This is a genomic window from Planctomycetaceae bacterium (genome assembly GCA_041398825.1).
GTDB lineage: Bacteria > Planctomycetota > Planctomycetia > Planctomycetales > Planctomycetaceae > F1-80-MAGs062.
The window spans coordinates 74,172-86,543 of the sequence record JAWKTX010000014.1 but is presented as its reverse complement, the minus strand read 5'-3'; the positions used below and the strand labels follow the sequence as shown (position 1 = coordinate 86,543).

The 12,372-nt window shown below is 54.4% G+C and carries 9 protein-coding genes and 2 tRNA genes; 4 read left to right on the top strand and 7 right to left on the bottom strand.

Annotation, left to right across the window (positions count from 1 at the left end):
* Nucleotides 1–296: 296 nt before the first annotated feature.
* Complete coding sequence (locus R3C20_21900) at nucleotides 297–2,876, top strand: NAD-binding protein (protein MEZ6043159.1); 2,580 nt, start codon at nucleotides 297–299, stop codon at nucleotides 2,874–2,876.
* Nucleotides 2,877–3,207: 331 nt separating this feature from the next.
* On the opposite strand, the gene R3C20_21895 is transcribed toward R3C20_21900, so the two are convergent.
* The 6 genes from R3C20_21895 to R3C20_21870 all read right to left on the bottom strand — a co-directional run bounded on the left by R3C20_21895 (nucleotide 3,208) and on the right by R3C20_21870 (nucleotide 8,093).
* A tRNA-Ser gene (locus R3C20_21895) sits at nucleotides 3,208–3,292 on the bottom strand.
* A gap of 111 nt (nucleotides 3,293–3,403) precedes the next feature.
* Nucleotides 3,404–4,630: a DegT/DnrJ/EryC1/StrS family aminotransferase gene (locus R3C20_21890; protein MEZ6043158.1), complete on the bottom strand. Its 1,227-nt coding sequence runs from the start codon at nucleotides 4,628–4,630 to the stop codon at nucleotides 3,404–3,406.
* Nucleotides 4,631–4,935: 305 nt separating this feature from the next.
* Entirely contained in the window at nucleotides 4,936–5,523 is a 588-nt protein-coding gene (clpP, locus tag R3C20_21885; protein MEZ6043157.1) for an ATP-dependent Clp endopeptidase proteolytic subunit ClpP, read from the bottom strand.
* Nucleotides 5,524–5,606: 83 nt separating this feature from the next.
* Nucleotides 5,607–6,218: an ATP-dependent Clp protease proteolytic subunit gene (locus tag R3C20_21880; GenBank protein MEZ6043156.1), complete on the bottom strand. Its 612-nt coding sequence runs from the start codon at nucleotides 6,216–6,218 to the stop codon at nucleotides 5,607–5,609.
* 120 nt (nucleotides 6,219–6,338) lie between these two features.
* Nucleotides 6,339–7,790: a trigger factor gene (gene tig / locus R3C20_21875; protein MEZ6043155.1), complete on the bottom strand. Its 1,452-nt coding sequence runs from the start codon at nucleotides 7,788–7,790 to the stop codon at nucleotides 6,339–6,341.
* A 230-nt stretch (nucleotides 7,791–8,020) separates the two neighbouring features.
* Nucleotides 8,021–8,093: transfer RNA gene (locus R3C20_21870), tRNA-Gly, on the bottom strand.
* A 373-nt stretch (nucleotides 8,094–8,466) separates the two neighbouring features.
* Here R3C20_21870 and R3C20_21865 point away from each other — a divergent pair.
* Nucleotides 8,467–10,074 carry an FAD-dependent oxidoreductase gene (locus R3C20_21865; GenBank protein MEZ6043154.1) on the top strand — a complete coding sequence of 536 codons (1,608 nt, stop codon included), beginning with the start codon at nucleotides 8,467–8,469 and terminating at the stop codon, nucleotides 10,072–10,074.
* On the opposite strand, the gene R3C20_21860 is transcribed toward R3C20_21865, so the two are convergent.
* Nucleotides 10,050–11,102 (bottom strand): prolyl oligopeptidase family serine peptidase, encoded by a 1,053-nt coding sequence (locus tag R3C20_21860; protein ID MEZ6043153.1) that lies wholly within the window; start codon nucleotides 11,100–11,102, stop codon nucleotides 10,050–10,052. The two genes, R3C20_21865 and R3C20_21860, sit on opposite strands and share 25 nt — an antisense overlap.
* 55 nt (nucleotides 11,103–11,157) lie before the next feature.
* Between R3C20_21860 and R3C20_21855 the strand changes: the two genes are divergently transcribed.
* Both R3C20_21855 and R3C20_21850 read left to right on the top strand, forming a co-directional pair.
* The gene (locus tag R3C20_21855; GenBank protein ID MEZ6043152.1) at nucleotides 11,158–11,691 is read left to right on the top strand and encodes a DUF6265 family protein; all 534 of its coding nucleotides are present in this window, start codon (nucleotides 11,158–11,160) and stop codon (nucleotides 11,689–11,691) included.
* 25 nt (nucleotides 11,692–11,716) lie between these two features.
* Entirely contained in the window at nucleotides 11,717–12,277 is a 561-nt protein-coding gene (locus tag R3C20_21850; protein MEZ6043151.1) for a hypothetical protein, read from the top strand.
* Nucleotides 12,278–12,372: the final 95 nt, after the last annotated feature.

The window sequence follows — 12,372 nt, the reverse complement described above, 5'->3', positions numbered from 1 at the left end:
CTTTGAACCTTCTGATTCCCGGACCCACCATCGTTGTCAGCCCCGTATTCAAATCTCAAACAGATTCCTGAAAATCGATTACGGCAAGGTCAGGTGGCGCTGGCACTGCGTGTCCGGGAGTTGATAGAGGGGATACTGGAACTCCCTGGGGTCCCTTGTGGCAGTCATCCGCGCGGAATAGACTCACTTGAGTTCAGTGACGCAAGGAACGGATGGCCCCCACGAGTTGATATGGAAGCGTTTTGGATTGGCTTTCGATGGGTGGATGACTTCACCATGTCATGCGGAAAAGGGACATGCCGGAGAACGATAAGAGTGGCGTTTCACAGTCGAATGGCCGTCAATCCACCGGGACTGTTGCCAATGTCCCAGACGGCTCGTCGGCCCTGATTGGCGTACTGATCCTCTTCGTGGTGGCGTTCGTTATTGTCGCCTCCGGCTTCGAACCACCTTCGCAGAGTCGTACAAAGCAACCTGAGGGTTCGGTCGAAGATGGCATGCCAATTACGAAGCAGCCGCCCCCGGACACCACTCATTCGGATGCAAAATCTGACACTCGTGATTTAAAGACGGATGGCCCCGCCGAAGTATCTCCAGATCGAGGGTCGCCGGGATCACAAATGCCGGAATCTGCAAAGGCGACCGTCTGTAACACCGGGCGGCCCCTGACTGCTTCAGGCTACTTCAGCAGTCTCTACTTTTATGGCCTTGTGGGAGTGCTGTTGCTGTTGATGGGGATCGCCATTCTGCGCCGACGGTTCCCTTACCATTATCGAATGCTGAGTTCATGGTGCATTCGCTGGAGTGGCTTTGCCGTGATTGCACTGGGGCTGCTGGTCCTGGCGTTTGGCAGTTTTGGATTCGCAGCCGACAATCAGTACAAGGCGGAGTCTATCGTCGCAGGACTCTATGACACGTTTCAGATTTTTGCGTTTAACGTCGAGCCGAGCCGACTGACGAACCAAAGCCTGCAATGGGCAGCTGGATTTGCCATGATGCTGGCGCTCACCGTAGCGTCTCGCGGTATTCTGGTATTGTTCCATGACTCCTGGGAGAAGTTGCAGCTTCTCAACGTTTCCGGGCATATTATCGTCTGCGGGCTCGGTCGAATTGGACGTCAACTGGTCGCCGATCTGATCGACATGAAAGATCGCCGTTTGATTGTTGTCATCGAACCGGACGAGGGTAACCCCAACCTGAAGTGGGCTCGCGACCACGGAATCCTTTGCATTGTCGGTGATGCGACAAAAAGAGAAAACCTTGTCGAATCGGCCGTTGCCAGAGCCGCCGAGGTATTTCTCGTCACAGGCAGGGACGAATGCAATATCGAGAGTACGGTTGAAATTCGTGATATCCTGAACGCATTCGGCAGAAGAACGACCTGGTATGGATCGACGCTGGCGCCGTTGAGATGCTTCGCTCACATCATGGATCGCGACCTTGCCATTGCATTGCGCAATCGCGCAGACGCGATCGAACTCGGCACGAATCGACTGATGGACATCGAGGTCTTTAATGCTCTGGAACGAACTTCCCGCCGACTGTTAGCAGACATCGCGAACGCAACATTATTCGGCGATGAAATGCGCCCGAATGAATCGCATGAAGTCGCTCATTTTGTGATGCTCGGCTTTGGCCGATTCGGACAGACACTGGCTCTGCACCTGGGCGAACTGGCTCATTTTGAGAACGGCAAGCGTCTGAGACTGACCGTTGTTGATGACGATATCGAAAAGAAGGCGAAGGAATTCGCCGCAAAGAATCCTCGATTTGGTCCCGACCTGAATGCGATCCGCGAGTGGAATTTCAATGAAGATGCAGATCACTGGTCCTCCCGCATCTATCGACCCCTGGAACGCGTCCGACTATCGGACCAGGATGCTCCGCTGGGAATAGAATATGTGTGCAACATCCATTACGCGAAATACACGGAAGCCACTGACGAGAATTTCCTTGGTGAGATGGTCCCCGCAATTGAACGAAGAGGAGTGAAACCAGTCATTCTGGTTTGCTTCGAGGATGATCGTCGTAACTTTGCGACGGCCGAGCGACTGAATGCGAAACTCCGAACCATAGAAAAACGTTGTCCGATTTTCGTCTGGATTCCCAGACAGCGCGAACTGTCTCAGTTATTGACGGAGCAACGCACCAGCAAAGAACAGACTCTGTCGCGTAAAGGATGCGAACTGTTTCCTTTTGGCCAGTGCTACGGCAGTGTTTCGTACCTGGAAGTCACACAGGGCTGGACCGATTGGCTGGCCAGACTGATTCATTTGGTTTGGATGCAGAGCTCAGACAGCCGATTTGACTCTCACATTGCGAGTCTGCAGTCAGCCTGCAGCGCTACAAATCCGGGACCGGCATTTTCTCACCTGGATTGGCAATCCCTCGAGAAGACTGCTCGCGACATCTGGAACACCATCACCGAAGAAGACCGTGCGTCCAACCGATCGGCTGCCATCCACTCCGTGTTAAAGGCGGCCGCACTTGGTTATCGAATTGAGGGAGTTGCTGAGGACATCGCCGAAGGCAGTTCACTATCGCCGCTCGATGAAAGTACGAGTGAAAAGATCCGCATCATGGAGCACAATCGCTGGACTGCCGAACGCCTCATCAGCGGCTGGCGATACGACAAGACAAACAGCAAACTCAGGAAGACTCGCTGGCAAATTACTCCCTGGGAACACCTTTCACCCGAACTGCATGGAGCAAATCCGGAAAGTACCCCTGAAGCAGGACCCGCGACCGATGAACGCACAAAAGATCAGAAAATTGTGTCGCTGCTCATTGGGCTGCTCCATTCCGGGAAACTGAAGCATTCAGCCGCTGACCATAAAACGTCGACAAGCTTTGCCGCCATCGATTCAGGTGGTTGATTCCGAGCTGCGAAGTCCAGATGGTTATTCAGGATCAGTCAGAGAGTGACCAACCCGTGGCAGCAAAAAAACCTCGCCATCGCGATGGAATCACGGCAAGAGATACCCAGTGTGTTGGTGAAAAGCTTGCTGGACGATAACCGGATTCGCCAGTGACGACGCAAGACGCCCCCGCATGCCGCGTCCGGCATTCGGTCCAGCGACTGAGCGACCGGATCTGGCAGATCATTCGGGGGTAGAAGCACCAACAGCCGCAACCCCAATCAACACGGTGCTTAAACACGCTGTGTTCGATAAGGATTGCGGCTGTCTGAGTGCATTTGAGCAAAAACGGAGAGGGTGAGATTCGAACTCACGGTCCCTTGCGGGACGCCGGTTTTCAAGACCGGTGCAATCGGCCACTCTGCCACCTCTCCCGGGCAAAGCCGAAGCTTCGACGTGGCGAATGCTAAGGCGTTGCAGGGGCTGTGTCAACGTCGCTGACACAGCTTCGACGGATAGTTATTACTGGTCTTCCTTCCGAAAAACTACGCTGCGTGGCGGCGCGCCTCTTCCACTTGTGGAAACGGAAGGGTTCCCCGGACGGCCATGGCTTCGTAGATGCCGCCCACCACTCGCTCCAGATGCTCCGCCGGAAGTTCAGAGTAAATGGGCAATGAGAGCACTTCCGCGGCAGCTTTTTCGGCGACGGGCAAGTCTCCCGGGCGGTATCCCAGGTACTGGAAACACTCCTGCAGATGCAGTGGCACCGGATAATAGACGGCACATCCAATCTGCTGGGATCGCAGATGCTGCATCACTCGGTCACGCTGGCCGCCTGAGATTCGCGTGGTGTATTGGTTGAAAACGTGTCGTCGATCCGGCTGAACGGTCGGCAGAATCAGATCCGGTAACTCTGCAGCATTCGACAGGAGTTCCGCATAACGGGCAGCATTTTGATTACGAGCAGCTGTCCACGAATCCAGATATCTCAGCTTGACCCGCAGCACTGCGGCCTGAATTGCGTCCAGACGACTGTTGTATCCGACTTCGACATGGTGATACCCGCCCTTGTCCCCGTGAACCCGAAGCCGCCGAAGCCGGGCTGCGATTTCGGGATCATCAGTCGTCATGATTCCGCCATCGCCGGCACCGCCGAGATTCTTTGTGGGGAAAAAGCTGAAACATCCGATCGTGCCAAGAACACCCGCACGGCGTCCCTGGTACTCAGCACCAATTGCCTGAGCCGCATCTTCCACAATTGGAATCTGATACTGCGTGGACAGACGCCAGAGCGGTTCCATCTCAGCACATTGCCCGAAGATGTGGACCGGCATAATGGCTTTGGTTCTGGGCGTAATCGCCCGTTCCACCGCCTCGGGGGAAATATTGAACGTGACAGGGTCAATATCGACCAGGACTGGTCTGGCCCCAACGCGATGAATGGAACTGGCGGAGGCGAAGAACGTGAATGGACTTGTGATTACTTCGTCGCCGCGACCGACTCCCAGCGCCATCAACGCGAGGATCAATGCGTCTGTTCCGGAGGCACAGCCGATAGCAAACCGAGAGTCGCAGTATTCCGCGATCTCCTTCTCGAGCAGAGCAACTTCATCACCAAGGATGAAGGACTGGTTTTCGAAGCAGTGATCAACCGCATCTCGCACTTCCGTACGAATCGTCTGATACTGTGCGACAAGATCGATGAAAGGAACAGCCGGGCTGGATTCCGCCGCTGACCCGGGGCCAGTGGAGGAAGTTTGAGGTGTGGACATTAGCGACTCCATTCGCTTCAAATTGGCGCCGAAGCGGCGGCCGGTCCAGAACGTTATGTTTTCGGCCTCACCGTGTCAAGGTGGACAGATTCAGCAGGAATTGCCGATAACCCTCTGCTGCATAAGCACTTACGATCAACGCAAAGTGCCGACTCCCCACACTTTGTGGTATCGTCCTTTTCCTGCATCAACCGTAGAGATCGTATCGAATTTTCAAACCGGGATCAGACGCTGGAGCATCTACGAGAAAAAGGCCAACGGGTTACCCCGGTGGCCTTCTTGTTTTGCAGCAGCAAAGTGTTTGTCTATTCGAGGCGATCCAGAACCTTATCGATCAAATTGTATGAACGAGCTTCGTCTGCTGACATGAAGTTATCCCGATCCGTGTCTTCTTCAATTTTCTCCAGAGTCTGCCCGGTGTGCTTCAGAAGGATTTCGTTCATCTTTCTCTTAATTCGCAGCACTTCTTTCGCATGGATCTCCAGCTCTGTGGCCGTGCCTTCCATGCCCGCGAGCGGTTGATGAATCATGATCCGGGCGTTGGGAAGCGAATGACGTTTGCCTGGCGCCCCCGCGGTTAGCAGCACAGCACCCATCGATGCGGCCTGACCAATGCAGTATGTGGCAACATCGCAACTGATGTACTGCATGGTATCGTAGATCGCCATACCAGCGGTAATCGAGCCACCCGGTGAATTGATGTAGAAATGGATATCAGCTTTCGGGTCATCGAACTGCAGGAACAGCAATTGGGCCACTATGCTGTTAGCCACATCGTCATTGACACCACTACCAAGGATAACGATGCGATCCTTCAGCAGCCGGCTGTAGATATCCATGGCCCGTTCATCGCGGCCATTTTTTTCAACAACATAAGGGACAAGAACTGTCATCGTTTGATTCCATAAGAAGAAAGAGAGCGAAGTCGGGCATCCATTCGTTTCGGATCTGAGCCACAGGCATCGATCCAGACAAACTACTTCTTCTTTTCTTTAGCCGGGCGCTCCAGGACTTCATCGACGAGGCCATAGTTCTTAGCCTCCAGAGAAGTCAGGTAATGGTCACGTTGTGTGTCCTTTGCAATTCGCTCAACCGGCTGGCCTGTGTGACTGGCCAGCATTTCATTGAGCAATTCACGCGTTGCGATAATATCCTTGGCCTGAATTTCAATATCAGAGACCTGTCCACCGACTTGACCATACGGCTGGTGAATCATCATCTTGGCGTGCTTGAGCGCGAATCGTTTGCCCGCGGTTCCGCCTGCGACAAGGATCGCACCACCGCTTGCGGCGAGGCCAACGCAGTAGGTCGCGACATCGCATTCAATGAACTGCATGATGTCGTAGATGGCCAGCGTCGCCGTAACGGATCCACCCGGTGAGTTGATGTACAGATGGATGTCCTGGTGGCGATTCTCTGACTGAAGATAGAGCATCTTCATGACGATCAGATTCGCGCTGCCGTCGTGAATTGGACCATCCAGGAAGATAATCCGGTTGTCCAGCAACAAATCACCGACAGTCATCTGTCGCTGAGCTGAATACTCACGTGCTGCCAGAGGCATATAATCAGTGCGAGGATCCTTCATTCGCTTTTCCTCTTAGGTCTTGCAGGGCAAAGTTCTATTCCATCAGAAACACAAAGAACAGGCGGTGTCGAAACGGATGTCCGGCACGGCCTGTTCTCATTCATCCATCTTGCGAGCCAGCTATTCTTCTGTCTCGTCGGTGTCATCAATCAAACTGGGGTTCATCTGGCCGCAGATCGCGAACCGGAGACCCGCCGCATTATTCTGAACAACGGGTTCACGCTCAACGTCTTCAAATGTCGCTTTGCTGAGAATGAAGTCAACCGCTTTTCTTTCACGAAGCTGTGCTTCGAGATTCTCGATCATGCCGTTTTTCGCCAGCCGAGCGCGAATTCGTCGAACAGGCTCACCGCTCTGGAAAGACATCATCAATAGCTCGCGATCGATATCGCCGGGCTCGCATTCGATGTTTTCCTGGGTAGCAATGCGGTCCAGAACGAAATGCTCTTTCAGTGCCTGACGTGTGGTGTCCAGTGCGTTGCGGCGAAGCTCATTTTCCCGAGCAAGAATGTGCTCGCGCGTGAAACCAGCCTGGGCCATTTCGAGCAGCTCACGTCGCAGAGCGTTTTCGGTCTGCTGGCGGACCAGGCTTTCCGGAAGATCCCAATCAGCCGCGTCAACAATCTTCTCAAGCACCTGTTCACGCGTCGTTTGTCGCTGCTGAAACTCCACCTGACGCTGGAGTGATGACCTGAGTTCAGCAACCAGATCCTCTTCAGACTCGATGCTCAGGTTTTCAAGAAACTCGCGATCGATCACAACAGGCTGACGGCGACGAACTTCTTCAACCTCGATTTTCAGATCCACCTGCTCGCCGCGCATTTCCACAACAGGCGATTGCAATGAGATGGTGACGGTGGCATTTCGAGTGTCGCCAGCTTTCGCACCTTCCATCAGCTTGTCAAAGCCGTCCAGCGCTGCGTCCTGAAAGTTGACAGACGGCAGGACTTCAACACTGGTGCCCTTGACTTCACGCAGTAGATTCCCGCCGTGCTCGAAAGTCATGGAACAAACAATGACATCACCAGCAACAACAGGCTCCTCTACAACTTCTGCCTTGGCGTATGAGCTGAGGAACTGCTCGCGATAGGTGGCCAGCTCTTCATCCGTAACATCACCGGATGGGCGGCGGATTGTAAATGAGGCGTAATCCGGAAGGTCAAATTCAGGCCGAACTTCGACTTCGAATTCATAGCTGAAATCTCCGGCGTCCGGGATCTCCAAGCTCTCAACATCAATGTTCGGTTCACTGATCGGGTCGAGATTATGTTCCTCGGACATCTGCTCCAGGCTGGCCAGCAGAACCTTCTGCTTGATTTGAGCGGAGATTTCGTCCTTGAACTTCTTGACCAGCAGCTGACGGGGCACGCGCCCGGTTCGAAAGCCCGGAACCTGTGCACGGTCGGAAAGCTCACCAACACAATCCTCTCGAATTGTATTGATATCCGCTTCCTGAACGGTTACGGAGACATGCTTCTTACATGGACCGACGTTGCGAATCTCTACCTTCAAATCCATTCGGTTGGCCGACTCTTCAGTCTCTGTCAGCACACCTTCCGCATCTGAACTCATTACAAACCTCATTCACAACAACCAGCCACTAGAAGATTCCAAGCGGCACTCGTGCTTAGAATCAGGTACGCCCTTGTCCCCTTCCAATCTCAATCGCAAAATGCCGAGCGGCTTGCTCAAGGCTTGCTGCCTAAACCCGCCGACTACCAAAAAAGCAGGCTCGGATGTTTCCCCGAGCCTTGCCAGCATACGACCGCAGATTGGCCATAGGAACTTGAGGCCATAAAAAAAGCGGGTGAACGGACTCGAACCGTCGACATTCACGTTGGCAACGTGATGCTCTACCAACTGAGCTACACCCGCAGGAATGAGTCCGCGAACGGACCGCGTCGAATTGTCACTTTATTGTCGGCTCATTCGAACCAAACGTTCGCGGATTATGCGAGATTCCCGGACAACGTCAACTGTTTCGTCTCACAATTCGTCGGGAAACAACTTCACAGACTGCAAAAAGTGCCGCACGATCGGTTCCCCCATTTTCAGGAACGCCGAACGTTAACTCAATGGCCTCCAAAATCGGAAATCGTGATCGCCCAGGTGCGATTCATCTGCAGGAATATCGAATGCCCGGGGCAAAATCACCCCTTCACAAAGTATCCTGCTCAAATTCCTGTTCCAATCTCCGTTGCCCGGCGGCGCAAATTTCGTCCCGGAAGTCCTTTCAGCTCCATTCGCCATGCAAATCCGACTGACCAATATCCGATGCCGCGTTGAGCAGCCCGAGGCAGATCTGCAGAAATTGGTCGCTCGGGCAATCGGGGTCTCCCCAGATGACCTGAAGAGAATACGAATTCTGAGGAAGAGCCTGGATGCCCGACAGCGGGAGCGGCTGGAGTTTGTCTATACCCTGGTCGTCGATCTTCCCGGAGCCGGCAGAAACGTGCCCCTTCGCGATTCCGGTCCGGTCCGGATAGAACGTTATGAGGCTCCATCCTTCGAAGATGTCTTACCTGGAAATGACCCAATGCGCCACCGGCCTGTGGTCGTGGGGTCCGGCCCGGCGGGACTATTGGCGGGCTACTTTCTGGCGCTGCGAGGATTTCGGCCGATTGTGCTGGAGCGAGGTCAGGCTGTTCGCGAACGAGTGCCTGCGATTCGAGCCTTCGATCGTGGTGGTGCCCACGACAATGAAAACAACTACCTGTTCGGCGAAGGAGGAGCGGGGTGCTTCAGCGATGGAAAGTTGACGTGCCGAATCACCGGGCCAGACGTCGACTGGGTTCTGGAACGATTCGTTGAGTGCGGAGGCAGGCCGTCTCTGGTCTATGAAAACCGGCCGCACCTCGGAAGCAATAAACTTCCGATGATTTGCCGTAACTTCCGTCGCAGAATTGAGGCGATGGGTGGCGAATACCGTTTCGGATGCCGACTTGAAGGAATTCGCCTCGAAGGAAACCAGCTGGTCGGGCTTGAGACCTCGTCCGGTTTCATGGCGACATCGCACTGTATTCTGGCCATTGGCCACAGCGCGCGGGATACGTACGAGATGCTGCTGGCTGCCGGGTTACCACTGCAGCCCAAGGCGTTTCAGCTGGGTTTGCGGATTGAACAGCCTCAGGAAGTGATCAATCAGCACAAGTATGGCCGGCCGGAATACCGGCAGCTGCTCGGCGCGGCCGACTATTCGCTGGTCGCCAAAGGGCAGCGTGACTTATTCACCTTTTGTATGTGCGCCGGCGGAATTGTCATTCCAAGCATTTCAGAACCCAATATGTACTGCTCGAACGGAATGAGCAATTCTCGCCATGACACACCTTACGCAAACAGCGGGTTAGTTGTGACACTGGAGCCCGAAGCATTCGGCAGTGATCATCCGCTTGCCGGCGTGTACCTGCAACGCAGGTATGAGTCACACGCGTTTCATTTGACAGGAGGGGATTATTCGGCCCCGGTTCAGCGCGCAAGAGATTTTCTGGCAAACCGTACACCGGTTCCCACGGAGCAGATCCCATCGTCCTACCAGAGAGGCACAAAGGCTCGGAACCTGGCGGAAGTCTTGCCTCCACCGATTCTGAAGGCGATACAGGATGGGCTACCACTGATGGACCGACAGTGGAAGGGGAAATATCTGCCGGAAGCAGTGCTGGTGGGTCCGGAAATGCGAGGGAGTTCTCCCATTCGAATCGACCGCGACCGTCAGTCATGGCAAACGCCGAATCTGAAAGGCATCTACCCTGTTGGCGAGGGAGCCGGGTATGCCGGAGGAATCGTCACGGCCGCAGTCGACGGCCTGCGAGCGGCAAAGAAACTCGTGTCGCTTCATCGAATCCCGGATGACGGTTGAATCGCGGGTGTTCCGGATTCAAGATCGGATTCGATACAGTGAACCATCTGCTGAATAATGATTGGCAGGAAAATAGCCCCGGAATAGTGGTCGGCCGGCAGCTGAATATGATGATCAACTGGCAGTGCTGCAGCGCTTGCAAGCGCGAGAGAGCATGAGGGCGGCACCACATCATCGTTGGTGCCACTGAAGAGCCATACCTTTTCCGGCTGTAATCGATGCGCGACTCGAAGTGGCTCGACGACCCGGGCCATCTTGATGATTTGTTCTTCGGTCACACCAGCCGCTTCCAGCTTCTGGCGGGCTTTCGCAGCATCCTTTGCTCCGTGCAGGACGACTTCGTGCAGGTTCCCCCCGGCAAGCAAAATGAAGATGCGATCGTAACTGTCGTCGAGCCCAGCCACGGTGGCTGTCACAAAACCACCGAGACTGGTGCCCTGCAAAGCGATCCGATCTTTTCGCACCCACGGCAACGCTGCCACAGCATCATAAGCACGTCGAGTGTCTGCTATTCCCTGACGAAGTGCTGGCAGCATACGGGTTGCTTCATCCGGCAGCGGGACTCGGCGAGCTCCGTAACCAGGCAGTTGCAGGAGAAATGCATGCATGCCTTTGGCACGAAATCCCTTCGCAATGATTCGCCCCACCGTCATGTTTCGGCCGGATTCGTGCACGACAACGACGGCCGGGGCGACTTTGATTTTTCCACTGACATCCGCTGCGATGTACCATTCCATCGCAACGAGGTCGTTGGTCGCATTGCCTACAGGTCGCGGTGAAGGAAATCGCACAAGCCGATCACCCGATTGCTTGTCTGGCTTCTCCAGGACAACGCTGAAATCTGTCGACCGCCATGCCAGCCCTTCAAGACAATCTCTGGCATCCGCGTTTGCTTCCTGCTGACACTGCAGAGAGTCGTTTGCGGAGAAGGTTCGGCTGGTGAAGTTGTCCGAGTTTTCATTCAGTTGGTTGTCGAAAGCATCGCCGCAACTCAAACTCAGCAAAAGGAGTGTGAAGATACAATTCATTTTGTTAAGTGCTCCGGCTCGGAACCCACAAATCCGGACAACAGGAGATTCTGCTGTGAGACTGGCCACCATTCTATGTGTCGCACTGTTCCCATTAAACGCATTCGGGCAGGCAAAGCTGACAGAAAACACGCTTCAGCTGAATCAGGGAAACGCAGTGTCTGAAGTCAATTTGGAGAAACTTCAATGGCTGCAGGGATACTGGATTGGCGAGGGTTTTGGGGGTGTCTGTGAGGAAGTCTGGCTTCCGGTGCTCGGTGATGCGGCAAAATCAGAACAACACATGACGGGCACTTTTCGACTTGTGGTGAATGGGGAGCTTGAATTTTCTGAGTTCTTCCTGTTCGCTCGCCGCGAGAATCAATGGACGTTACGATTGAAGCACTTCGGAAAGGACTTCAAGAGCTGGGAGGCTCAGGACGACTACACAGAGTTCCCTCTCATTCGTGTCGAAGGCAGGACGGCCTGGTTCCGGGGCTTAACCTATCGGATCAATCAAAACGACGAGCTGGAAGCAATTGTGGCTCTGAAGCAAAAAGACGGCTCGTACATGGAAGAGAAGATCGTCTTTCGACGCAAACAACTTTGAATTCCTACCATGACGGGAAACGGCGATGTCGGGTGATCCATTCAATCCATATCTTGCCTCACAGGGCCAGCCGCCAGTTGGAACGTCACAGCCGCCAGCAGATGGGCGGTTGAGTGGTTTTGCCAAAGGAATGGTGATCGCGAGTCTGGTGTTCTGTTGTCTTCGCATTCCACTGCTGGTGCTGAGCTGCCTGGGGCTGGTCATGCTGCTTCGCGAAGATCCCAACAACCCCATTATGAAATACGTGGCTCTGGAGATCGGCAGTGCGGCGGGGATGGCGATCTTTGGTGTGACCGGAAACATCCTGCTGCTGATGGGTAAACGCCTGGGAATATTGTTCGGTTGGTTGCTTGCGGCATGCACCGTCGGCTCCCTGATCGTAGGCGTCCTGGAATCAGACCTGCAGTTCCAGCAGTTTGCCCCGGGCAGCCCTGAAAGAACGGGGGCATGGATTGGTCTTGGGGTAGTCCTTGCCTTTCGCGTCTCATTGCTGGTGATGTACGTTGTCGCGTTGCGAATTGCGTCGCGCGTCCTTCCATCGGCTGGGACTTCCGGCCAGCTGACTCAGCATTCATCCGAGTTTTAGGCCGGGAATGCACGTCCGAAGCAGCCCAGTCCATACACAGGACCAAGAGTCACTCTTTACAAACCCGTACCTGTAGCTTCAAAGCAGGACATTCC